The 22517-nt window shown below is 67.5% G+C and carries 20 protein-coding genes; 15 read left to right on the top strand and 5 right to left on the bottom strand.

Annotation, left to right across the window (positions count from 1 at the left end; translation table 11 throughout):
* The first annotated feature begins 68 nt into the window (after positions 1-68).
* Positions 69-953 (top strand): class A beta-lactamase, encoded by an 885-nt coding sequence (gene bla / locus ACAM51_RS02680; RefSeq protein ID WP_218294714.1) that lies wholly within the window; start codon positions 69-71, stop codon positions 951-953.
* Here the strand turns inward: bla and argA are convergent.
* From argA to ACAM51_RS02660, 4 genes are all read right to left on the bottom strand, one after another.
* Positions 940-2286 carry an amino-acid N-acetyltransferase gene (argA, locus tag ACAM51_RS02675; protein WP_218294715.1) on the bottom strand — a complete coding sequence of 449 codons (1347 nt, stop codon included), beginning with the start codon at positions 2284-2286 and terminating at the stop codon, positions 940-942. The genes bla and argA overlap by 14 nt on opposite strands.
* A gap of 85 nt (positions 2287-2371) precedes the next feature.
* A complete protein-coding gene (locus ACAM51_RS02670) occupies positions 2372-4408 on the bottom strand; it encodes an AAA family ATPase (protein ID WP_369642656.1) in 2037 nt (678 codons plus the stop codon).
* A 22-nt stretch (positions 4409-4430) separates the two neighbouring features.
* Complete coding sequence (locus ACAM51_RS02665; RefSeq protein ID WP_218294716.1) at positions 4431-4682, bottom strand: hypothetical protein; 252 nt, start codon at positions 4680-4682, stop codon at positions 4431-4433.
* 359 nt (positions 4683-5041) lie between these two features.
* Positions 5042-6910, bottom strand: a complete 1869-nt coding sequence (locus ACAM51_RS02660) for a serine hydrolase domain-containing protein (protein ID WP_369642655.1) — start codon at positions 6908-6910, stop codon at positions 5042-5044.
* Positions 6911-7108: 198 nt separating this feature from the next.
* Between ACAM51_RS02660 and hrpA the strand changes: the two genes are divergently transcribed.
* Entirely contained in the window at positions 7109-11191 is a 4083-nt protein-coding gene (gene hrpA, locus ACAM51_RS02655; RefSeq protein ID WP_369642654.1) for an ATP-dependent RNA helicase HrpA, read from the top strand.
* Between the two features lie 66 nt (positions 11192-11257).
* Here hrpA and ACAM51_RS02650 read toward each other — a convergent pair whose 3' ends face one another.
* Positions 11258-11614 (bottom strand): hypothetical protein, encoded by a 357-nt coding sequence (locus tag ACAM51_RS02650; protein ID WP_369642653.1) that lies wholly within the window; start codon positions 11612-11614, stop codon positions 11258-11260.
* A 220-nt stretch (positions 11615-11834) separates the two neighbouring features.
* Between ACAM51_RS02650 and ACAM51_RS02645 the strand changes: the two genes are divergently transcribed.
* The 13 genes from ACAM51_RS02645 (at position 11835) to hutC (ending at position 22458) form a co-directional block, all read left to right on the top strand.
* Positions 11835-13520 carry a long-chain fatty acid--CoA ligase gene (locus ACAM51_RS02645; RefSeq protein WP_218341076.1) on the top strand — a complete coding sequence of 562 codons (1686 nt, stop codon included), beginning with the start codon at positions 11835-11837 and terminating at the stop codon, positions 13518-13520.
* Between the two features lie 627 nt (positions 13521-14147).
* Positions 14148-14408: a hypothetical protein gene (locus ACAM51_RS02640; RefSeq protein ID WP_218294721.1), complete on the top strand. Its 261-nt coding sequence runs from the start codon at positions 14148-14150 to the stop codon at positions 14406-14408.
* Positions 14409-14561: 153 nt separating this feature from the next.
* The gene (locus ACAM51_RS02635) at positions 14562-14873 is read left to right on the top strand and encodes a hypothetical protein (RefSeq protein WP_218294722.1); all 312 of its coding nucleotides are present in this window, start codon (positions 14562-14564) and stop codon (positions 14871-14873) included.
* A gap of 157 nt (positions 14874-15030) precedes the next feature.
* Positions 15031-15231, top strand: coding sequence for a hypothetical protein (locus tag ACAM51_RS02630; protein WP_369642652.1), 201 nt, complete (start codon positions 15031-15033; stop codon positions 15229-15231).
* 42 nt (positions 15232-15273) lie between these two features.
* A complete protein-coding gene (locus ACAM51_RS02625; RefSeq protein WP_369642651.1) occupies positions 15274-15549 on the top strand; it encodes a hypothetical protein in 276 nt (91 codons plus the stop codon).
* Positions 15550-15745: 196 nt separating this feature from the next.
* Positions 15746-16213: a Spy/CpxP family protein refolding chaperone gene (locus ACAM51_RS02620; protein ID WP_369642650.1), complete on the top strand. Its 468-nt coding sequence runs from the start codon at positions 15746-15748 to the stop codon at positions 16211-16213.
* A gap of 16 nt (positions 16214-16229) precedes the next feature.
* Positions 16230-16547, top strand: coding sequence for a hypothetical protein (locus ACAM51_RS02615; RefSeq protein WP_218294726.1), 318 nt, complete (start codon positions 16230-16232; stop codon positions 16545-16547).
* Between the two features lie 9 nt (positions 16548-16556).
* Entirely contained in the window at positions 16557-17243 is a 687-nt protein-coding gene (locus ACAM51_RS02610) for a response regulator transcription factor (protein ID WP_218341080.1), read from the top strand.
* Complete coding sequence (locus tag ACAM51_RS02605; protein ID WP_218294728.1) at positions 17240-18646, top strand: HAMP domain-containing sensor histidine kinase; 1407 nt, start codon at positions 17240-17242, stop codon at positions 18644-18646. The genes ACAM51_RS02610 and ACAM51_RS02605 overlap by 4 nt, the downstream gene beginning before the upstream one ends.
* 363 nt (positions 18647-19009) lie before the next feature.
* Complete coding sequence (locus ACAM51_RS02600; RefSeq protein WP_218294729.1) at positions 19010-19975, top strand: ABC transporter substrate-binding protein; 966 nt, start codon at positions 19010-19012, stop codon at positions 19973-19975.
* Positions 19976-20010: 35 nt separating this feature from the next.
* Entirely contained in the window at positions 20011-20847 is an 837-nt protein-coding gene (locus ACAM51_RS02595) for an ABC transporter permease (protein WP_218294730.1), read from the top strand.
* Positions 20844-21623, top strand: a complete 780-nt coding sequence (locus ACAM51_RS02590) for an ABC transporter ATP-binding protein (RefSeq protein ID WP_218294731.1) — start codon at positions 20844-20846, stop codon at positions 21621-21623. Before ACAM51_RS02595 ends, ACAM51_RS02590 begins: the two co-directional genes overlap by 4 nt.
* Before the next feature lie 13 nt (positions 21624-21636).
* A complete protein-coding gene (gene hutC, locus ACAM51_RS02585) occupies positions 21637-22458 on the top strand; it encodes a histidine utilization repressor (RefSeq protein ID WP_218294732.1) in 822 nt (273 codons plus the stop codon).
* Positions 22459-22517: the final 59 nt, after the last annotated feature.

Here is a 22517-nt window from a genome sequence, read left to right as displayed (position 1 = left end):
TCGTTCGGTCCTTGCTTCAACTCACCCCTCCATCTCTTATGCAAAGACGACAGTTTTCCTTGGGTTTGATGGCTGCCACCGCCCTGCCTATCTGGGGCTGCGCCGCCGCCGGCACCGCGGCGGACCGCGGCACCACGGCCCGCCAGTGGAATGACACGCTGGCCGGCATCGAACGCGCCGCCCAGGGCCGCCTGGGCGTGGCCATGCTGGACACCGGCTCGGGCCTGGCGCTGGGCTGGCGCCAGGACGAGCGTTTTGCCATGGCCAGCACCTTCAAGGCGGTGCTGGCGGGCTGGATGCTGGCGCTGGTGGACCAGGGCAAGGAGCGGCTGGACCACCGCCTGCACTACGGCCGCGAGGCCGTCATCGCGCATTCGCCCGCGAGCGGCCCGCGCGCGGGCGACGGCGGGGGCCTCACGGTGGGCGAACTCTGCGCCGCCACCGTGAGCCTGAGCGACAACACCGCCGCCAACGTGCTGCTGGCGCGCCATGGCGGGCCGGCCGGGTTCACCGCCTTCGTGCGCTCGCTGGGCGACACCACCACGCGCCTGGACCGCACCGAGCCCACGCTGAACGAAGCCAAGGTGGGCGACCCGCGCGACACCACCACGCCGCTGGCCATGCTGCAGACCCTGCAGAAGCTGGTGCTGGGCGATGTGCTCACACCGGCGTCGCGCGCCTGGCTGCAGCGCTGGCTGGTGGAGACGAGCACCGGCGACCAGCGCCTGCGCGCCGGCGTGCCGGGCTGGAAGGTGGGCGACAAGACGGGCACGGCCGGCGACAGCGGCACGGCCAACGACATCGGCGTGTTGTGGCCCCCGGGCGGCGGCGCGCCGGTACTGGTGACCTGCTACCTCACGCGGTCCGCCGCCGCGCCGCAGCAGCGCGACGCGGCCATTGCGCAGGTGGCGCGCGCCGTGGCGGCGGCGCGCGAAACACTCAGAGCCTCTTGACCAGCACCTGGCTGCGGCGGTCCCAGTTGTACTTGCGCTTGCGCGCGTCGGGCAGCCAGTCCGGGTCCACGGGCTGGAAGCCGCGCTTGATGAACCAGTGCATGGTGCGGGTGGTCAGCACGAAGATGCTGTCCAGCCCCTGCAGGCGCGCGCGCTGCTCGATGCGCTTGAGCAGCTTCTCGCCGTCGCCCGTGCCCTGGCTTTGCGGGGACACGGTCACCGCGGCCATCTCGGCCGTCTTGGCCTCGGGGTAGGGGTAGAGCGCCGCGCAGCCGAAGATCACGCCGTCGTGCTCGATGATGGTGTAGCTGGCGATGTCGCGCTCGATCTCGGTGCGGTCGCGCTTGACGAGGGTACCGTCCTTCTCGAACGGCTCGATCAGCTGCAGGATGCCGCCCACGTCGTCGATGGTGGCTTCGCGCAGCTCTTCGAGCTTCTCGTCGATCACCATGGTGCCGATGCCGTCGTGCACGTACACCTCCAGCAGCAGCGAGCCATCCACCGCGAATGGCAGGATGTGGCTGCGCTCCACCCCGGCCTTGCAGGCCTTCACGCAGTGCTGCAGATAGAAGCCCGTGTCGGTGGGCGTCTGCGCGGTGGGCAGCGTGGCCAGCAGGGCCTGCGCGGCGGCCAGGGGCAGCTCGGTGTCGATGGGGTTGTCCTCGCTCTCGGGTTCGCCGGGCAGCATGCGGATGCCCGGCACCTCGGTCAGGAAGATCAGCTTGTCAGCGCGCAGCTCGATGGCCACGCTGGTGGCCACTTCTTCCATGCTCAGGTTGAAGGCCTCGCCCGTGGGCGAGAAGCCGAACGGCGAGAGCAGCACCAGCGCGCCCATGTCCAGCGTGCGCTGGATGCCGGCCACGTCCACCTTGCGCACCAGGCCCGAGTGCTGGAAGTCCACGCCGTCCACGATGCCCACGGGCCGCGCCGTGAGGAAGTTGCCCGAGATCACCCGCACCGTGGCGCCCGCCATGGGCGTGTTGGGCAGGCCCTGGCTGAACGCGGCCTCGATCTCGTAGCGCAGCTGGCCCGCGGCTTCCTGCGCGCAGTCGAGCGCCACCGAATCCGTGATGCGGATGCCGTGCGAGTATTTCGCCGCATGGCCCTTGGCCGCGAGCTGCTCGTTCACCTGCGGGCGAAACCCGTGCACCAGCACGATGCGCACGCCCATGGCCTGGATCAGCGCCAGATCCTGCGCGATGTTGTGCAGCTTGCCCGCCGCGATGCCTTCGCCCGTGAGCCCGATCACGAAGGTCTGGTTGCGGAACTTGTGGATGTAGGGCGCCACCGAGCGGAACCAGGGGACGAAGGTGAAGTTGAAAACGGCGGACATGGGCGGTGGAGGGCGGTGGGGTGGCCTTGGAGCGAGGGGAAAACCGGCAACGGCGGGCGGCCGCGTGCGGCCGCCAAGTCGCGCATCATAAGCATGCAGGGCTTTTGCTGTCCGGGGCAGGTGCGGGTTGGCTCCCGGTTTGTTGCCGAAACGCGGCCAGCCGGGCCGCGAAGGGCTCCAGGATCAGGGCTTCGTCGGGCCCCGTGTGGGCTGCCACCGCAATGGCGACGCCACTTCGGGCCATCAGCGTCTGCATCTCGGGCTGGGCTATCATGCCGTGGTCCAGCAGGGCCTCCACCAGGCGGGTGAGGGCCTCCCGGTGCTGGCGCAGCAGGGCGCTGGCGCGCTGGTACTGGGACTGCAGCAGTTGCTCGATGGCCGCATTGCTGGGTTCCACGTCGGTGTTGAGGTGGTTGTCCAGCTCCACCGTCACGTCGGTGCGGGACAGGCGCGTGCCAAAGCCGTGGTGGCGGATGAAACGCGCCGCTTCGGCCGTGACCTGCTTGTAGTCCTGCTCGGCGCCGGTCGTGCAGGCCATTTCGCCAAACACCAGCTCCTCGGCCACCCGGCCCGCCAGGCCCACGCACATCATGTCGAGCGCGTTCTGCCGCGTGGTGACCTTCAGGCCCGCGAAGCTGTTGTAGCCGCCCTCGAACGAGGCGATGTTGATCTTCACCTCCTGCGGGGCCTGGCCGAACAGCAGGCAGTACACCAGTCCGTGGCCGGCTTCGTGCACCGCCAGCAGGGCGCGGAAGTCGGCATTGGCGCGCTGCTTGAGGCGGTTGAGCTCCAGCGCCACCGCAAACTGCGCCTGCCGCGCCTCGCCCTGGCCGCCGAGGCCGCGCACCACCAGGTGGCGCTTGTCGGCCGCCAGCGTGATGGCGACGTCCTGTGCCAGGGGCAGCTGCTGCTCCAGCGCCCACAGCGCGGCGTTGACCAGGTTGGCGCTCAGGATCGCGTGCACCGACGAGAACAGCGGCCGCGTGCCCTGCGCCGGAAACACCGCGTTGGCATACAGCTCGTCCAGCACGTCCTGCCCGATGGCAAAGCGCACGCCGCACTGTGCGGCGATGTCGTCGCAGTAGCGCGCGCACAGGTTGCGGATGAGCTCCTCGTAGGTGGCCTTGTTGAACGAGGGGTAGATCACGTGCTCGTTGCCCAGCCGGGCGATCTGCTCGGGCTTGAAGCGTTCGCTCAGGGCCTTCTTCACGTCGATGAGCGAGAGCTTGCGCGTGAGGCGGTGGAAGATGTCGGCGTCGGTGTCGGTGTCGCAGTCTTCCACGCGCTGCGCGGTCTCGTGGTACATCTCGTCGAGGTTGCCGCAGACGAACACCAGCAGCTTGCTGTAGTCGGTCTCCCAGGACGACAGCGACTGCTGGAACCGCGTGAACAGCGCCTGCACCTGCGCGGGCGGCCACTGCATGATCTCGGCCAGGGGCTCCGAGAGCTTGAGCATGCGCTTGAGCTCCTGGGCATCCCAGGCGTCGAGCTGGAAGCGGTAGGGCTTCTTGCCGGCGCGCTCGTCCTCGTTGTCGTCGGCGCGTTCGGCTTCGTAATGCGCGTCGGCCAGCTTGCGCTCGATGTTGGTGAGGGCGCTCAGCGCGGGCGGCAGGCGCCCGTCGGACAGCAGCGTCCACACGTCCTGGTAGCGCTCCACCTTCACGTCGGCGCCTTTGGTGTCCACCGTGCGAAAGCGCTGGAACTCGTCCAGCACCAGCATGCCCGGCGCGCCCTCGTGGATGCCGGAGTCCGCGAGCATGCCCGAGATGGACGAGCTGCGGTAGCTCGCGCCGTGGCTGAAGCCGTCCATCTGCACCTCCACGAAGCGGTCGTAGAAGCCCAGCAGCTGCGCCAGGCGCCTCGTGAGCTGCGTCTTGCCCGTGCCGGTCAGGCCCCACAGGCACACGATCACGGGCCGGGTGATGAGCTGGGGCAGCACGTACCAGGCGCGGATGGCGTCGACCACGCGGTCGATCACGTCGTCGATGCCAAACAGCTCGGCCTTGAGCTGCGCTGCGGCCAGCGCCAGCGCCTGCTGGCGCTGGGCCAGCAGCTCCCGCTGCGCGATGGGCGGAGCGGGCCGCTTGTGTGGCGTGTCTTCGGAAAGGGTGGAAAGGTCCATGGTTTTCAATCGTTGTGTCGCATCAGTCGCTTTCGGTGAAGCGGGATGTCTGGATCGCCTTGCGCAGGGCGACGTTGTCCGCGCGGCGCTGGGCCCCGCGGGCTCGGATGTGCTTGCCTGCCGCGCTCGACAGGCTGCGCCGGGCCAGTGCGGTGGCCACGGGATTTCGGGGCGGGCCCGAGGACTCGAGAACTACGACCAGGGGCTGCTTCATGCGGCGCAGCTTCTTGATCTCACCCTGGGCATAGGCCCGGGACAATTTTTTGGCACTCATGTGCACTCCACAAACAAAAAACCCCGGCAATGGAGCCAGGGCTTGCGGAGCGCGTGGGGGCGCCGGGGGCCAAGGCTGGACAGTGCGTGCGCACACAGTCCAGCCGGGGCGGTGGACGGTGGTCAGGCGGGAGCGGACAAGGGAACAAACATAGCGGTGACCTCCAGTGTTTTCAGGGGCTGCCGTGGCGGCGGGCACATGCCTGAAAGAAAGAAGCGCGAATTGTGGCGAGGCCCCGGGGGCTTGGCAAGCGCAGGGGGCCGCGAACGGCTGCATTTGTCGTGTGAAAGGAACAGTGCCGGGCGGCCCGTGCCCTGCGCCTGTGTGCCGCGGTGGTTGCGGGGCGGGCGGGCCGGCGCTCAGCCCTGCCGGCGGTAGGCCCAGCCGGCGGCGTGCATCCATTCCTCCTTGTCGCGGGTTTCCACGACCAGCTCCACCAGATCGCGGCCGTCGTTGAGCGGCACCTGCACCGCCATGCCGGCGCGGTCCGGCGACAGGGGCAGCAGGAACTGGCTGTCGTCCCAGAAGAGGTAGCCGGGAAGCTCGGGCAGCTCGCGCAGGGCGGCCGCCCCCACACCCAGGGCCAGCGGAATGGATTCGGACGCTTCGTTCGCGAGCAGCCAGGTGCTGTCCAGCCGCGATATCCACTGCGCAGGGAGCGCGGCGGCGGCGCGCGGCATCTGCTGGCCCACGGGCATGGTGACCCAGTAGTGTCCCGCCGTGGCGGGCTCGCGCGAAAGCAGGTAGCGGCGGCCGTCGGCCTTCTCCCAGCGGTAGTGGGTGCGGGGCTGGGCATCCGACCACCACCACCCGTCGCTGCGCGGGCGAAGCCCCGTGCACAGCGGTGCCCAGTCCTTCGCCGGCGCGGACCAGATCCACAAGTCGATCTGCTGGCTGTCGGGCGAGAGGACTTTCAGGGGTTTCGAGGAACGGCCATAGATGCCGAGCACCGCATCGACCGCGCTGGACGACGAGGTGGCCAGCGCGGGGGCGGCGGTGGACACCTTGGGCGGCAGCGCAGGGAGCTGGCCGGTTTCCTGCAGCGCGCGCAGCAGAATGCCCTCGGCGATGGGCCCGGGCTTGAAGCTGGAGGCGCTGCCCGTGAGCAGCAGGGCCAGGCCCGCCTGCGGCAGCACGTGGAAGTCACTGGCGTAGAACATCGTGCTGCCGCTCTTTTGCCATGCGAGGACGCCCGCGGCGCCCAGGCCCTGATGCCGCGTGCTGTCCCACCCCAGGCCGGCGTGCCAGTCGGGCGTGAGGTGAAGGTGCGTGCCCTGGCCCTGGTCGCGGCCCATTTCCAGCACGGCGGCTTTCGAGACGATGCGCCGGCCGTCGTATTCACCGCCCTGCAGGAGCATCGCGGCGAGCTTCATCATGTCGCCCGGCGTGGTGCACAGCCCGCCGGTGGCGTAGCCCATCACGAACTCCTGGCCCTGGCGCACCTTGTGGATGTACCCATGGGCGAAGCTGCCTTCGGGCAGGGGCAGCAGCGTGTAGCCCGAGCGGGCCATGGCCAGCGGGTTGAAGAGGACCGATTGCACGAATGCCGGGTAGCCTTGCCCGGTGACCGCGAGCACGATGCGCTCGACCAGCGTGAAGCCGTCGTTGCAGTAGGTCGCCAGCGCCCCGGGCGCATGTTTGAGGTGCACGCCGGCCAGCGCCGCCTCCAGCCCCGCCGCATAGCCTGACAGCGGCGCAAAGGAAAACATGTTGTGCGCGTGGGTGCCCGGCAGCCCGGAGGCATGGCTCAGCAGGTGGCGGACGGTGATGTCGCGGTAGTCTTCCGACAGCATCGTGAACCGGGGCAGATAGCGCACCACGGGGGCGTCGAGCTGCACGAGCTGGCGGTCCACCAGCACCATGACGGCCAGCGCCGCGAGCACCTTGCTGACGGAGCCGACATTGAAGCGCGTGTCGGGCGTTGCCGGGATGGCGGACGTGTCGTCCAGCACCCCGAACGCCTCTTGCCAGACGAGGCGGTCGCCGTGCAGCAGCGCGACGGAGGCGGCCCGCGCATCACTGCGCAGCATGGCCTGGCGTATTTCGTTGCGGCCCCAGGCCATGGTGGCCGACATCGCGGGGCCGGGGTTGCCGGTGCCCCCGCAGGCCGGCAGCAGGGGGGCCAGGGCTGCGGTGCCGGCCCATGCGAGCCAATCGCGGCGCGAGGAGGGCGGTGGGGTGGCGCTGTCGCGGGCGGAAAAATTCGGGGCAGATGTCTGCGGGAGCATGCGGTCATTCCGGAGGGCACCCGCCACGCAGACATCTTCGGGGCGGAACCGGGGTATTACATACTGAAATCCCCGGCACCAAAAAGTGGCGTTTGACAAAAGACCGCGCAAGGGAGGGAGCGCGGGGTGCTCCGTTTGGCCGCGCGCATGGCCTGTGTTGCACGGGGCCAACGCCCGCCTCGGATAATGCGTGGCTTCATGACCGAATCCGCGCCTCCCACTCCCCCCCGATCCGCCCCGCGAACCGCGCCGCTGCGCATCACCTTTCCCGAATCGTTGCCCGTATCTGGCAAGCGCGACGAGATCATGGAGGCCATCGAGAAGCACCAGGTCGTCATCGTCTGCGGCGAAACCGGCTCGGGCAAGACCACGCAGCTGCCCAAGATCGCGCTGGCCCTGGGCCGGGGCAAGTGCAATGCGCCCGCAGGCCAGAAGGGCCAGTTGATCGGCCACACCCAGCCGCGCCGCATCGCGGCCAGCAGCGTGGCCAAGCGCATCGCCGAAGAGCTGCAAACGCCGCTGGGCGACGTGGTGGGTTTCAAGGTGCGCTTCCAGGACCGGCTCTCGCGCGACGCCTCGGTCAAGCTGATGACGGACGGCATCCTGCTGGCCGAGACGCAGACCGACCCGCTGCTCAAGGCCTACGACACCATCATCATCGACGAGGCGCACGAGCGCAGCCTGAACATCGACTTCCTGCTGGGCTACATCCGCCAGATCCTGCCGCGCCGGCCCGACCTCAAGGTGGTGGTGACCTCGGCGACCATTGATGCCGACCGGTTTGCCAAGCACTTCGAGTCGGCCAAGGGGCCGGCGCCGATCATTTATGTCTCCGGCCGCACCTTTCCGGTGGAGCAGCGCTGGCGGCCGTTCGAGGACACGCGCGACTACGGCCTCAACGAAGCCATCGCCGATGGCGTGGATGAACTCTGGCAGGGCAATGCGGCCGGTGACATCCTGATCTTTCTGCCCGGCGAGCGCGAGATCCGCGAGGCCGCCGACCACCTGCGCAAGCACCTGGCCCACCAGCCGGTGATGCGCAATGCCGAGGTGCTGCCGCTGTTCGCCCGCCTGTCGCAGGCCGAGCAGGACCGCATCTTCGACGGCCACACGGGCCGCCGCCTGGTGCTGGCGACCAACGTGGCCGAGACCTCGCTCACGGTGCCGGGCATCCGCTACGTGATCGACGCAGGCACGGCGCGCGTGAAACGCTATTCTTTCCGTAGCAAGGTGGAGCAGCTGCTGGTCGAGCCCATCAGCCAGGCGGCCGCCAACCAGCGCGCGGGCCGCTGCGGCCGGGTGGCCAACGGCATCTGCATCCGCCTGTACGACGAGGCGGACTTCAACGCCCGCCCGCGCTTCACCGACCCCGAAATCTTGCGGTCATCGCTGGCCGGCGTCATCCTGCGCATGAAGTCGCTGCACCTGGGCGACGTGGTGCAGTTCCCGTTCATCGAAGCACCCTCGGGCCGCGCCATTGCAGACGGCTACCAGCTGCTGGGCGAACTCGGCGCGGTGGACGAGGCCAACGAACTCACGCCCATGGGCGTGGAGCTGTCACGCCTGCCGCTCGACCCGCGCGTGGGCCGCATGATCCTGGAGGCGCGCGACCGCAAGGCGCTCGATGAGGTGCTGGTGATCGCCAGCGCGCTGAGCGTGCAGGACGTGCGCGACCGGCCCATGGAAGCCCAGCAGCAGGCCGACCAGGCGCACGCCAAGTTCGACGACGAGAAAAGCGAGTTCAGCGGCTACCTCAAGCTGTGGAAGTGGATCAACGAGGCACGGGGCGGGGCGCCCACGCTGCCTTCTGCCCGCGCGCAGAAGGCCATGGCCCACCAGCGCGCACCGTCGCAGGCCCACCTGCCCGTGGCCCAGCGGCTGGTGGCCGCGGCGGCACCCGCGCCCGCGGTGGCCAGTGCCACCGCACCGGCGCCCACCCACAAGCTGAGCAACCGCCAGTACGAGCAGTTGCTGCGCCAGAACTTCATCAGCATCCGCCGCCTGCGCGAGTGGCGCGACATCCATACGCAGCTGCTCACCGTGGTCGCCGAGCACAAGTGGCCCATCAACACGCAGCCCGCCAGCTACGAGCAGCTGCACCTGTCCATGCTCGCCGGGCTGCTGGGCAACATCGGCGCGCGCAGCGAAGAGGAAGACTGGTACCTGGGCGCGCGCGGCATCAAGTTCTACAAGCACCCGGGCGCCCACTTGAACAAGAAGCCCGGCCGCTGGATCGTGGCGGCCGAGCTGGTGGAGACCACACGCCTGTTCGGGCGGGGCATCGCCGCCATCGAGCCGCAGTGGATCGAGCAGGTAGGTGGTCACCTGCTGCGCAAGCAGCTGCTCGACCCGCACTGGGAGAAGAAGTCGGCCGAGGTCACGGCGCTCGAACGGGCCACGCTCTACGGCCTGGTGGTCTACAACGGCCGGCGCATCAACTTCGGCAAGATCGACCCGCACGCCGCGCGCGAGATCTTCATCCGCGAGGCCCTGGTGGGGGGCAACTGGGAGAGCAAGCTGCCCTTCCTGGCCGCCAACCAGAAGCTCATCGCCAAGGTGGAGGAGCTGGAACACAAGTCGCGCCGCCAGGACGTGCTGGTGGACGACGAGCTGATCTATGCCTTCTACGACCAGCAGCTGCCACCCGACGTGTGCAGCGGCCATGGCTTCGAGGCCTGGTACCGCGAGGCCTCCCGCCAGCAGCCCGATCTGCTCAAGCTCACGCGCGAAGAGCTCATGCGCCACGAGGCGGCCGGCATCACCAGCAACGCGTTTCCCAAGACCGTGCGCCTGGGCGGCGTGGACTGCGCCGCCAGCTACCTGCACGAGCCCGGCGATGCGCGCGACGGCATCACCGTGACCATCCCGCTCTTCGTGCTCAACCAGGTGAGCGACGAGCGCTGCGAATGGCTGGTGCCCGGCATGCTCAAGGACAAGATCCAGGCGCTGCTCAAAAGCCTGCCGCAGCGCCCACGCAGCCGCTTCGTGCCACTGCCCGAGTCCGCTACCCGCCTGGCCGAGCTGCTGGGCACGCCCGAACGTTTTGGCACCGGCAGCCTGACCGATGTGCTGCTCAAGCAGGTGCGCGACGAGACCTCGCTCGATGTGAAGCGCGCCGACTTCAAGCTCGACATGCTCAGTCCGCACCTGTTCATGAACTTCCGCGTGGTGGACGAGCACGGGCGCCAGCTGGGCCATGGCCGCAACCTGGGTGCGCTGAAAGCGGAGTGGGGCGCCAAGGCGCGCGGGGCATTCCAGGCGCTGGCGGGACTCAAGCTCGGCGGCGCGGCGGCAGAGGGTGCGAAATCTGATTCAAATATGCCTCCAGCGCTTGATGGTAAAGCGCAAGCAGCTATTAAATCAGGAGTAAGAGGTGCCGCGCGGCCCGCCCAGCCTGCGAAACCCGCCAGCGCCACGCCGTCTGCCCCCGCAGGCCAGCGCTACGCCACCTGGACGTTCGGCGAGCTGCCCGAGCTGATGGAGATCAAGAAGGCGGGCCAGACGCTGATCGGCTTCCCAGCGCTCATCGATGGCGGTGACGCCGTGACCATCGAAGTGTTTGACGAGCCCGAGGTGGCAGCGGCCAAACACCGCGCGGGCCTGCGCCGTCTGTTCGCTCTGCAGATCAAGGACGCGCTCAAGTACCTGGAAAAGAACATTCCCGACCTGCAGAAGATGGCGGTGGCCTACATGCCGCTGGGTACGCAGGAAGAGCTGCGCTCCCAGATCATCGACGTGGCGTTGGACCGGGCCTTTCTGCTCGACCCGCTGCCCACCGACGAGTTCGCCTTCAAGCGCCGCGTGGAGGAAGGCCGGGGCCGCCTCACGCTGATCGCCAACGAAGTGGCGCGCCTGGCCGCCACCATCCTCACCGAATACGCGGCCGCCGCCCGCAAGATCAAGGACACCAAGAACGCCCCCGAGGCCACGCAAGACGCGCAGCAGCAGCTGCAGCGCCTGGTGCCCAAGAACTTCATTGCGGCCGCCCCGTGGACACAGCTGGCGCACTATGCCCGCTACCTCAAGGCCATCACGCTGCGCCTGGATAAATACCGCGCCGACCCCGCCCGTGACGCTGCCAAGCTGGCCGAGCTGCGCCCGCAAGAGCAGCGCTACTGGCGCCTGGTGGCCGAGCGCAAGGGGCAGGTTGATGCGCGCATGCAAGAGCTGCGCTGGCTGCTGGAGGAGCTGCGCGTGAGCTTCTTCGCCCAGGAGCTGCGCACGCCCCAGCCGGTGAGCGTGAAGCGGCTGGACAAGCTGTGGGCGCAGGTCAATAGCTGACGGCCGGGGCCGGTGGAACCGGTTCCGGCGGGCACCTGCCGCCATTTCAGGTGCGAGAGCAGGGCCTCATGCCCTGAACCAGATCTTGAGGGCCACGTACATCGTGTAGCCCAGGGCCAGCACCATCCACACCACAAAAAACAGGTTGGCCCAGTACTGGCCGGAATGCTCTGCCAAGGTGTAGATCTGGCCTGCGCAGCCTTTCCCGACGCACGGAATCTTGCCCAGCACCAGGGCGCGCAGGGCCTCGAACAACAGATAACACGCCACACCGCCGATGAGCAAAAAACCGACGGGCCCGACAGGCGGCTTGGTGAACTCATCGTTCTCGTCGCGCAGGCCCTTGTCGAGCAGTTTCTGTCCATACCTGTACCAGGCGTATCCGACCAGGAGCATCAGGGCGTAGTAAGTGGCGGTGAGCATGCGTCAACTCGTCGTTGCTGGAAGGGAAACAAAGCGGCTTCGCAAGGATGGTATCCGAGACCTCCTCATCCCCAGCTGCCTCAGCTGCCCCCGCTGCGTGTCCGCTGCCGGTGCGGTGCGGCGCCTCGGCGTCACATGCGCGACCCGGCATCAGTGGCATCCCCAATGCCACGCGGGTGCAGGGCCTCTAGGCTGCGGGTTCAAAGGAACCGAATCACCCATGCGCCCTCACTACAAGTTCTGGCCCCAGCGTCTGCCCCGCTCCATCACCCTGCCGTCCACCTCGCTGTGGGACAACCTGGCCATCAGTGCCCGCCGGTATCCGGACAAGACGGCCCTGGTGTTCTTTGGTGCTTCGCTGAGCTACCGCGCCCTGCTCGAAGGCGCCGAGCGCCTGGCGGCGAAACTGGTGGCCCTGGGGGTGCAGCGTGGCGACCGCGTGGTGCTGTGCATGCAGAACTGCCCGCAACTGGTGATGGCGCACTTCGCCATCCTGCGTGCCAATGCGGTGGTGGTGCCGGTCAACCCGATGAACCGGGCGGAAGAACTCAAGCACTACATCACCGATCCCGACACCCGGGTGGCCTTCACCACGGGCGACCTGGCTCCGGAGATGGCCAAGGCAAGCAACGCGCTGCCAGCGGGCGAACGCCTGGCACACCTGGTGGTGACGCAATTCACGGATGCGTTCGATGCGCAGGTGACGGGCACGGATGCGCCGCCCGAGGCCTGGCGGGAGTGGCTGGGCACGCGCCACCCGCTGCCTGCCCTGGAGGGCGGCCAGGCCCATGCCTGGACGGACGCCCTGGCCTGCGCGGAGGCCCCCCCGGAGCTGGTGGTCGGGCCAGACGACCTGGCGCTGCTGCCCTACACCAGCGGCACCACGGGCCTGCCCAAGGGCTGCATGCACCTGCACCGCAGCATCATGCACAACGCGGCGGCTGGCGCCCTGTGGGGCACGGGTTCGGTGGACAACGTGACGCTGGCCGTGGTGCCCATGTTCCACATCACCGGCATGGTGAGCGTGATGCACACCGCCATCTACTGCGCCGCCACCCTGGTCATCATGCCCCGCTGGGAGCGCGACCTGGCCGGGCGCCTCATCTCGCGCTACCAGGTCACCAACTGGACCAACATCCCCACCATGGTCATCGACCTGCTGGGCAGCCCGAACTTCGCAAGCTACGACCTCTCCAGCCTGGTCTACATTGGCGGCGGCGGCGCGGCCATGCCGCAGGCCGTGGCGCAGCGTTTGCTCGAACAGTACGGACTGCGCTACTCGGAGGGCTACGGCCTCACCGAAACGGCCGCGCCCTCGCACTCGAACCCGCCCGACCACCCCAAGCAGCAGTGCCTGGGCATCCCGTTCATGAGCACCGATGCGCGGGTGGTCGATCCCGACACGCTGCAGGAAGTGCCCGTCGGCGAACAGGGCGAGATCATCATCCATGGCCCCGAGGTGTTCGAGGGCTACTGGAAGCGCCCGGATGCCACCGCCTCGGCCTTCATCGAGTTCGAGGGCAAGCGCTTCTTCCGCTCGGGCGACCTGGGCCGCATGGACGAGGACGGCTACTTCTTCCTGACCGACCGCTTGAAGCGCATGATCAACGCGAGCGGCTTCAAGGTCTGGCCGGCGGAGGTCGAGGCGCTGATGTTCCGCCACCCCGCCATCCAGGAGGCCTGCATCATCTCCGCCAAGGACAGCTACCGGGGCGAGACCGTGAAGGCCGTGGTGGTGCTGCGCGCATCGCACAAGGACACCACCGAACAGCAGATCATCGACTGGTGCCGCGAGAACATGGCGGTGTACAAGGTGCCGCGCATCGTGCAGTTCGTGAATGCACTGCCCAAGAGCGGCAGCGGCAAGGTGATGTGGAGGCAGCTGCAGGAGCTGGAAGCGGGCTGAAAAAAATAGCCCGCACGGGGCGGGCTAAATCATTGCATCACTCGCACAGGGAGGGGCGAAACCGCCAGGGATTTGACGGTAGGTGCATCCTAGGTCCGATTCTGGCCGCCCGCCCGCCCGTGTGCGGCGCAACCGTGAAATAAGTCCGGTTTGGATGGGGCAGCGACCCTTGCCAGGGTCAGAGCCTCAAAAAGGCTCGGGGTCAGCGGTGCTGGAGCCGCCAGCAGGCGCGGGTGGGGCTCAGATGCCCACGATCGCGGCGGCCAGCGCCACGGCGATCAGCTGGATCCCGAAGAAAATCACGACGATTGGCATGGCCATCCCCTTTGATGAAGCCAGGATGCTAGGTGTGCGTACTCCAGGCCGGGGTGCGACAGCAGCGAAGGACCGCGTAGGCGGTTTCCTACGGTAAGACCGGTATGGATGGTGCGGGATTTGTTACAAAAATCTGAATGGCAACAATATCGGCAGGGGTTTACGCGGCTGCCAGTGGGGCGCCCAGCCGCGCTGGTGCTTCATTTGGGGCCCCTGGCTGCCGGGCCCGCAAGGTTGTAGCTTCGTGTATCAATCCTTGAACCCGGGGGGCTCGCGCCGCACAATATTCCTTCATTCACGCCGGAGGCCGCCATGCCAATGGAGTATCTAAGGGAGCTGGAGCGCGATGCGCTTCCCCTGATTGAATCGGACGTGGTCAACATCGACAAGCTGCGCGTGTTGCGTGCGGCCGGTATGGTGGAAGTGCAGCTCCCGCCCGTCGATTCGCCACAGCAGAAGGCGCAGGTGCTGTACATCACCGGCCTGGGTTGCGCGACGCTCAGAGCCTATCGATCCCGCGTGAGGGCGCCCCGCCCGGAGGCGCACACCGATCTGGAGGCTTCATACGACTGATGGGCCGTGCCACGTATCCGGCCTCATGCCCGTAAACCCCGCTCGGAGTCGCTGTCCTACAAATTGATGCGCCGCACCAGAAGTGCCGCGGCCGCGCTGCGTAAATACGATGGGCCATCCGTATTTACTGGCACGGCCAGGTGAAAGGCGCATATGAGCAGTTGGTACAAATTGGCACTCGGCAATGATGATCAGGCCTTTGAGCCCACGCTGCGCATTCAGCAGATGTTCATGTCGAAGTTCCTGATGTGCCCCCCGGGGTCCGGCAGGGCGCTCTTTTCCTGCTATGACAAGGAAAAGGACAATCTCTGGCTCTATTTCTCTCCCGCCGCCCAAGACATAGCCTTGCGCGTCTATGCCGAGCCCTGCGATCCGCCGACGGCCCTGGACTGCATCGGCCTTCTAGCGGGCGAGGGCGATGCCCTGGGGATCGGGGAATCCCCGCTGCTGGCAAAGGCCGCCTGACGGCGCCCAGGGCTTTGCGATCCTGCCGGCGGGGCGGCGCCCGCATCCACGTCAGTGTTGTCCTACACCTGTCTTCACGGGGTTCCGACATGCGTGTGTTCGGGCCCATGCCTCAATCACCACGGGGCCAGTGCGGCGCCCGTGCGAGGAGTTCAGCATGTTTTCTTTCGATCCCCCCTCCCATCATCTAGAAGCGTGGCCAGAAGCGCCTGCCTTGCAAATGGGGCAGCCGATGGAGCGGGTTCTCCAGCGCCAGCAAACCGACGATCTCGCGCCTTGGCGGGGAGACAGCCATGGCATGGAGCGGGAATTACAGTTTGCAGACCTGGAATACCGCGAACCCCAGGCGATGGGTTGACGACAGGCCTGAGTGCGCCCCGGGTGCGTGCAGCGAGAAACCATGCGGGTGTTGACATTGCACATTCGGCCCGAGGGCGCCGCGCAGTACCTGGCCCGGGTGTTTGACGGAAAGGTCCTGGTCGGCACCCCCACCCTGCATGCCGAAATTGACGAGGCCATCGAGGCCTATGGCCACGCCGACGGGTTCCCCGGCGTGACCGCCTTCAACATCTGGTATGGCGGGGGCAGCGTGGGCACGGTTCCGCTCATCCAGATGCGCACCGACGCCGTGGAGCTGTCGAACCGGCTGGTGGTGCTGTCCGCCGTCCTGCGCTGAGATTCCGCCTGTCTCGATCTGGCTGCTGCACCCCACTTGCGGGCGCGGCTTGAAGCGCTCCAAAGGACCTGGGCCTTTGCCAGCGCCTTCTCCCGCGAAACAAAATGAAATAAACCGAAACTGCGTCGAGACCACTCCCGAAGCACCTGCCGGCACCATCAGGGCCATGTTCAACACCGTCCCGAAAGGACTGATCATGAAACCCTGGATCAAGAGAACGCTGGTAGGAATCTTTGGCGCATCCATCATGGTGGGTGGTCTGACGGCCTGTTCCAGTGGAGTCCACCGCCACGGGCCCATGAGCCCGGAGAAAATGGCGGAGGTGCGCGCCAAGGTGGTCGACCGGGTCAGCGGCAAGCTGGACCTGAACGATGCGCAGAAGCAAAAGCTCAATGTGCTGGCGGACAGGATGGAGGCACAGCGCACGGCCTTCCTGGGCAAGACAGCCGATCCGCGCGCGGAAGTGCAGGCCATCGTCGCGGGCGACAAGTTCGACCGTGCACGCGCGCAGAGCCTGCTGGAGGAGAAGACCCGCGCGGTACAGGCGAACAGCCCTGAAGTGATCAATGCGCTGGCGGACTTCTACGACAGCCTGAATCCGGACCAGCAGCAGAAGGTGCGCGAGCTGATGCAGCGGCGCAGGGGCTGGATGGCGCGCGGCTGAGGCAGGAGCATTTTCCATGTCACCGATGCTGGATCCCATCCACCACTTGACGCAGGAAGTGCGCATGCACGGCCCTGTGCTGCTGGCAGGCATGCCCGAGCCCCATGACGAGTTGATGTCGCTGGTATGGGGGCCGCGCTTTGACAGGGAGCATGCGCTCGGGCTCGTGGCGCGCCAGCCCGCCGCCGCCGCGCCCGCCCTGCCTGCGCTGCTCGCGGCCGCGGACGCCTTCGATGCGCTGCACCTGCCTGCGCAGCACCGCCTGCGGGAGCTCATCCGGCGGCACCGCGCATTGCTTGCTCCGCCGGTAGCCGGCAGCGGCCTGCCAATGTAAGAATCGCGCATGCACCGCATCCTGCTCATTGACGACGACGCCCAACTGGGTCCGCCGCTTGCCATCTATTTCCAGCGTTTCGAGCTGGAACTGGTCCATGCGCTCAAGCCCAGCGAAGGCCTGGCCCGGCTCGGGGCGGGCGGCTTTGATGCCGCCATCCTTGATGTCATGCTGCCCGAGATGGACGGCTTTGAGCTGTGCCGCACCATCCGCAAGCAGGGGGACCTGCCCATCGTGATGCTCACGGCCAGGGGTGAGGTGATGGACCGCGTGGTGGGCCTGGAGCTGGGTGCCGACGACTACCTGCCCAAGCCTTTCGAGCCGCGCGAGCTGGTGGCCCGGCTGCAGACCGTGCTGCGCCGCAGCCGCGCGCCGGGGCAGGGCGGCGATTCGGGGACGCTGGAGTTTGAAGGCCTCAGCATTGATGCCGCGCGCCGCAGCGTGCTGCGACAAGGGGGCATCGTCGAGCTGACCGGCACCGAATTCGACCTGCTGCATCTGCTGGCACGCGAACCGGGCAAGGTGTTCAGCCGCGATGACATCCTGAACCAGTTGCGCGGGCACGAGGCCGAGCTGTACACCCGCGCCGTCGATATCGTGGTGAGCCGCCTGCGCAAGAAGCTGGAACCGCTCGACTGCATCAAGACCTTGCGCAACGCGGGCTACTCGCTGGCCCTGCGGCGGGCGGCGCCATGAGGTTCTGGCGGCGTTCGCGCCCTGGCGAGGGGGCCGAAGACGGGCACGATTGCCCCTGGCACCGCCGCGCGCGGCGCGCGGTCGGGTATTCGCTGCGCATCCGGCTGGTGCTGGTGTTCATGGCGCTCGCGGTGACGGTGGCCGTCACCTTCATGGGCGGAGTGCAAAAGGCGGTGTCCGTGGGCTGGCGCGAGGCGGCCAGGCCCCTGCTGATGGACTACGTGGACCGCCTCGCGGACGAGATCGGCAGCCCGCCCAGCATCGAGCGGGCGAAGGCCATCGCCAGCCGGTTGCCGGTCACGCTGCGCATTGACGGGCCGGTGGTCCACTGGGAATCCCACCCCGATCAGCCGCGCAGCGACTGGATGAGCGACAAGTTCCAGCGCGAGGAGCACTGGAACGGCCATGGCAGCGACGACCAGGGCCGCCGGCTCCTGCAGCGCACCACGGCGGACGGACACAGCATCGAGTTCGGGCTCAATGCGCTGTCCTGGGAAAAGCGCCCGCGCATTGCGTGGGGCACGCTCACGGTGCTGTTGCTGCTCACCGCGCTGGCCTATGTGTACGTGCGGCATCTGCTGCGCCCGCTCGACGACATCCGCCGGGGCGCGCAGCGGTTTGGCGAAGGCAATTTCGCCCAGGCGATCCCCGTGCGGCATGCCCACCGGCCCGACGAGCTGGGGCAACTGGCGGCCACCATCAATACCATGGGGGATGACATCCACCAGATGCTGGAGGCCAAGCGGGCCCTGCTGCTGGCCATGAGCCATGAATTGCGCAGCCCCCTGACCCGCGCCCGCCTGAACACCGAGCTGCTGCCCGAGACCGCCGACGTGCAGGCCCAGCGGCAGGCCCTGATGCGCGACCTGAGTGAAATGGCCGGACTCATCACCGACCTGCTCGAAAGCGAGCGCCTGGCTGGACGCCACGCCGCCCTGCACCGCGAGCCCGTGGACCTGGCTGCGCTGGCGCGGGAGGTGGTGGCCGAGCTCGGCGGCCGCCATGCCGGCGCGGCGGGGATCACCCTCCATGCACAGCAGGGCATGCCGCCGCTGTCGCTTGACCGCTCCCGCATGCGCCTGCTGCTGCGCAACCTGCTGGACAACAGCCTGCGCCACAGCAGCGATCCGGCCGCGCCGCCGCCCGAGTTGCATCTGCGCCTCGCGGCGCAGACGCTCGAACTGGAGGTGCGCGACCACGGACCGGGTGTTCCCCCAGAGCACCTGCCGCACCTGGCGCAGGCGTTCTACCGGCCCGACACGGCGCGGCAGCGCACCACCGGCGGCGTGGGCCTGGGCCTGTACCTGTGCCGGCTGGTGGCACAGGCGCACGGCGGCACGCTGCAGATGCGCAACGCCGGGCCCGGTCTTTCGGTCACGGTGCGCCTGCCGATCGTCGCCTGAGCTGGGTGCCCCGCGGCCCCCCGGCCTGCTGGGGGCGCCGCACTGCACCGCGATGGTGCGGTGGCGTGGCGCGGTGTTTTTCTTCGTACGGTTTCGCGAAGCGCAAATGGATGACAGACCGGCGTGGGCATACACCTGCCATGGATCGTTTGCTATCAATTTCTGATTTTCACCAGCGGTCGCCGGCGTGGGGTACTTACGTTGGCCTCATTCTTGCTTAGACTGGCTACCGGCCCCTTTTGGGGACTCTTTAGCGTTTACCCTGTATATACAGGTATGCTGCGGCTGTCATCATGGCGGCTGGAATGCGGGTGCGACCCGGCCGGGATGGGCTAAGGTACTTTCTTCAAACAGGAGCAGATGATGACTCGATCGGTTGTGAAATGGACGTCGCTGGCAGCGGCAACGGCATGCGTGATGGCCCTGGCCGCCCCGGCCCAGGCGCAGGAAACCAAGATTGTGCTGGGCATGTCCGGCTGGACGGGTTTCGCGCCGCTCACCCTGGCCGACAAGGCGGGCATCTTCAAGAAGAACGGCCTGGATGTGGAGATCAAGATGATCCCGCAGAAGGACCGCCACCTGGCCCTGGCCTCCAAGTCCATCCAGTGCGCCGCCACCACCGTCGAGACGCATGTGGCCTGGAACGCCAACGGCGTGCCCATCGTGCAGATCTTCCAGATGGACAAGTCCTACGGCGCCGACGGCATCGCGGTGCGGGGCGACATCAAGGGCTTTGCCGACTTGAAGGGCAAGACCATCGGCGTGGATGCTCCCGGCACCGCCCCGTACTTCGGCCTGGCCTGGATGCTCAGCAAGAACGGCATGAGCCTCAAGGACGTGAAGACCACCACGCTGTCGCCCCAGGCGGCCGCGCAGGCCTTCGTGGCCGGCCAGAACGATGCCGCCATGACGTACGAGCCCTATCTTTCCACCGTGCGCGACAACCCTGCCGCCGGCAAGATCCTGGCCACCACGCTCGACTACCCCATGGTGATGGACACCGTCGGCTGCGACCCCACCTGGCTCAAGGCCAACGGCAAGGCCGCGCAGGCCCTGGCCAATTCGTACTTCCAGGCGCTCGACATGATCAAGGCCGACCCCACCAAGTCCAACGAGATCATGGGCGCGGCCGTCAAGCAGACGGGCGAGCAGTTCGCCAAGTCGTCGTCCTTCCTGCGCTGGCAGGACAAGGCCGCCAACCAGAAGTTCTTCGCGGGCGAGCTGACCACGTTCATGAAGGATGCCACCGGCATCCTGCTGGAGGCCGGCATCATCCGCAAGGCGCCTGAAGATCTGGCCGCCACCTTCGACGCGAGCTTCATCAAGTAACAACTGAGTTTTCCCGAGCCAAAGAAGAGCGCGCCATGTCTGCAGTGCAACCCCTGTCCGTTACCGAGTCCCACGCTCCCGTGCGCCGGCGCTCGCTGGCTCCCCTGGAGCCCGTGAGCAGCCGTGCCCGCTGGATGCTGGGGCTGGCCTTCTTCGTCGTGTTCGTGGCGGTGTGGGCGTTCTTCACGCTGGGCGGCTTCGTGTCGCCCACCTTCCTGGCCAGCCCCATCACCATGGCCAAGGAAGGCTGGCTGCTGTTCACCGAATACGGCTTCATCAAGGACATCGGCATGACCATCTGGCGCGTGGTCGGTGGCTTTGTGCTGGCCTCAGTGATCGCCGTGCCCCTGGGCATTGCCATGGGCGCCTACAAGGGCATCGAGGCGTTCTTCGAGCCCTTCGTCTCGTTCTGCCGCTACCTGCCCGCGTCGGCCTTCATTCCGCTGCTCATCCTGTGGGCCGGCATTGGCGAGACGCAGAAAATCCTGGTCATCTTCATCGGCTCGGTCTTCCAGATCACGCTGATGGTGGCCGTGACCGTGGGGGGCGCCCGGCGCGACCTCGTGGAGGCCGCCTACACGCTGGGCGCCGGCCACAAGGGCATCGTGACGCGCGTGCTCATCCCGGGCGCTGCGCCCGAGATCGCCGAGACCCTGCGCCTGGTGCTGGGCTGGGCCTGGACCTACGTGATCGTGGCCGAGCTGATCGGTTCTTCGAGCGGTATCGGCCACATGATCACCGACAGCCAGTCGCTGCTCAATACCGGCCAGATCATCTTCGGCATCATCATCATCGGCCTCATCGGACTGGTGTCCGACTTCGCCTTCAAGGCGCTCAACCACCGTCTGTTTGCCTGGAGTTTTGTGCGATGAGCCGCGTATCCATCCAAGCCGTTTCGCGCGTCTTCGAGACCGCCAAGGGCCAGCGCACGCAGGCGCTGCAGCCGGTCGACTTCGAAGTGCAGGACAACGATTTCGTCACCATCCTCGGCCCCTCGGGCTGCGGCAAGTCCACGCTGCTGCGCATCGTGGCGGGGCTGGACCACGCCACCAGCGGCCGCGTGCTGCTCGACGGCGCGCCCGTGGAAGGCCCGGGCGCCGAGCGCGGCATGGTGTTCCAGAGCTACACGCTGTTCCCCTGGCTCACCATCGAGCAGAACATCCGCTTCGGCCTGCGCGAGCGCGGCATGCCCGAAGCCCAGCAGAAGGAACGCGCCGCGTACTTCATCGCCAAGGTGGGCCTGCGCGGCTTCGAGCAGCACTTTCCCAAGCAGCTGTCGGGCGGCATGCAGCAGCGCACCGCGATTGCGCGTGCGCTGGCCAACGACCCCAAGATCCTGCTGATGGACGAGCCCTTCGGCGCGCTCGACAACCAGACCCGCGTGCTCATGCAGGAGCTGCTGCTGAGCATCTGGGAGGCCGAGCGCAAGACCGTGCTTTTCGTCACCCACGACATCGACGAGGCCATCTTCATGGCCAACCGCGTGGCCGTGTTCAGCGCGCGGCCCGGCCGCATCAAGACCGAGCTGGCGGTGGACCTGCCGCACCCGCGCCATTACACGATCAAGACCAGCCCCGAGTTCATGGACCTCAAGGCGCGCCTGACGGAAGAGATCCGCGCCGAATCCATGGCGGCCGACCTGCACTGAACGCCTTGGTCCCATGAGCGCCCGTCCTTCCCGCCGTCCCGCAGCAGCTGCCCCGCGCAGCGCGCCGCTTGCCGCTCCAGCCAGGGCGGTGGCGGCCGTGGCGGCGCCCGCGCAGGCGATGGCGCTGTACGAGCAGATCAAGGACCATATCTCGCGCAAGATCCAGGAAGGCATCTGGCGCGCGGGCGACCGACTGCCGTCCGAGAACGAGCTGGTCACCCAGTTCGGCATCTCGCGCATGACGGTGAACCGCGCGCTGCGCGAACTGGTGGAGCAGGGCCGCATCGTGCGCGTGGCCGGCGTGGGCAGCTTCGTGGCGGAAGACAAGCCACAGTCCACGTTGCTGCAGATCGCCAACCTCGCGAGCGAAATCCGCCAGCGGGGGCACGACTACCGCTGCGACGTGCTGGCCGTGGAGCGCATCTCGGCCACGCTCGAAGTGGCGGCAGCGCTGGACCTGCGCACGGGGGAGTCGGTGTTCCACTCGCTGTGCGTCCACCGCGAGGACGGCCTGCCCGTGCAGCTGGAAGACCGCCACGTGAATCCGCGCCAGGTGCCCCAGTTCGCCGCGCAGGACTTCACGCTGCTGCAGCCCTCCGAATACCTGGTGCGCAACGTGCCGTTCGACCAGATCGAGCACGTGGTCGATGCCGTCATGCCCACCGCCGAGCAGGCCACGCTGCTGGAGATGTCGCCGCAGGAGCCCTGCCTGCTGCTCACCCGCCGCACCTGGTCGCGCGGGATTCCCATCACCGTGGTGCGTTGTTTGCACCCCGCTACCCGCTACCGCCTGGGCAGCCGCTTTAGAGCCGACGGCAACCCGGTCGCTGGTTGAACGCTTGCCTGAAGAGCACGATTTTTTCCGCTTGTACCTACTTGTATATACAGGATCAA

Origin of the sequence: Acidovorax sp. A79, assembly GCF_041154505.1 — a bacterium.
Classification (GTDB): domain Bacteria; phylum Pseudomonadota; class Gammaproteobacteria; order Burkholderiales; family Burkholderiaceae_C; genus Acidovorax.
The sequence above is the reverse complement of the archived record's forward strand: the minus strand, read 5'-3'. Positions and strand labels throughout refer to the sequence as shown.

What these genes read in the sequence shown, in the direction of transcription:
- bla (WP_218294714.1), top strand. Translation starts at nt 69, where the DNA reads ATGGCTGCCACCGCCCTGCCTATCTGGGGCTGCGCCGCCGCCGGCACC.
- argA (WP_218294715.1), bottom strand. Translation starts at nt 2,286, where the DNA reads ATGTCCGCCGTTTTCAACTTCACCTTCGTCCCCTGGTTCCGCTCGGTG.
- ACAM51_RS02670 (WP_369642656.1), bottom strand. Translation starts at nt 4,408, where the DNA reads ATGGACCTTTCCACCCTTTCCGAAGACACGCCACACAAGCGGCCCGCT.
- ACAM51_RS02665 (WP_218294716.1), bottom strand. Translation starts at nt 4,682, where the DNA reads ATGAGTGCCAAAAAATTGTCCCGGGCCTATGCCCAGGGTGAGATCAAG.
- ACAM51_RS02660 (WP_369642655.1), bottom strand. Translation starts at nt 6,910, where the DNA reads ATGCTCCCGCAGACATCTGCCCCGAATTTTTCCGCCCGCGACAGCGCC.
- hrpA (WP_369642654.1), top strand. Translation starts at nt 7,109, where the DNA reads ATGACCGAATCCGCGCCTCCCACTCCCCCCCGATCCGCCCCGCGAACC.
- ACAM51_RS02650 (WP_369642653.1), bottom strand. Translation starts at nt 11,614, where the DNA reads ATGCTCACCGCCACTTACTACGCCCTGATGCTCCTGGTCGGATACGCC.
- ACAM51_RS02645 (WP_218341076.1), top strand. Translation starts at nt 11,835, where the DNA reads ATGCGCCCTCACTACAAGTTCTGGCCCCAGCGTCTGCCCCGCTCCATC.
- ACAM51_RS02640 (WP_218294721.1), top strand. Translation starts at nt 14,148, where the DNA reads ATGCCAATGGAGTATCTAAGGGAGCTGGAGCGCGATGCGCTTCCCCTG.
- ACAM51_RS02635 (WP_218294722.1), top strand. Translation starts at nt 14,562, where the DNA reads ATGAGCAGTTGGTACAAATTGGCACTCGGCAATGATGATCAGGCCTTT.
- ACAM51_RS02630 (WP_369642652.1), top strand. Translation starts at nt 15,031, where the DNA reads ATGTTTTCTTTCGATCCCCCCTCCCATCATCTAGAAGCGTGGCCAGAA.
- ACAM51_RS02625 (WP_369642651.1), top strand. Translation starts at nt 15,274, where the DNA reads ATGCGGGTGTTGACATTGCACATTCGGCCCGAGGGCGCCGCGCAGTAC.
- ACAM51_RS02620 (WP_369642650.1), top strand. Translation starts at nt 15,746, where the DNA reads ATGAAACCCTGGATCAAGAGAACGCTGGTAGGAATCTTTGGCGCATCC.
- ACAM51_RS02615 (WP_218294726.1), top strand. Translation starts at nt 16,230, where the DNA reads ATGTCACCGATGCTGGATCCCATCCACCACTTGACGCAGGAAGTGCGC.
- ACAM51_RS02610 (WP_218341080.1), top strand. Translation starts at nt 16,557, where the DNA reads ATGCACCGCATCCTGCTCATTGACGACGACGCCCAACTGGGTCCGCCG.
- ACAM51_RS02605 (WP_218294728.1), top strand. Translation starts at nt 17,240, where the DNA reads ATGAGGTTCTGGCGGCGTTCGCGCCCTGGCGAGGGGGCCGAAGACGGG.
- ACAM51_RS02600 (WP_218294729.1), top strand. Translation starts at nt 19,010, where the DNA reads ATGACTCGATCGGTTGTGAAATGGACGTCGCTGGCAGCGGCAACGGCA.
- ACAM51_RS02595 (WP_218294730.1), top strand. Translation starts at nt 20,011, where the DNA reads ATGTCTGCAGTGCAACCCCTGTCCGTTACCGAGTCCCACGCTCCCGTG.
- ACAM51_RS02590 (WP_218294731.1), top strand. Translation starts at nt 20,844, where the DNA reads ATGAGCCGCGTATCCATCCAAGCCGTTTCGCGCGTCTTCGAGACCGCC.
- hutC (WP_218294732.1), top strand. Translation starts at nt 21,637, where the DNA reads ATGAGCGCCCGTCCTTCCCGCCGTCCCGCAGCAGCTGCCCCGCGCAGC.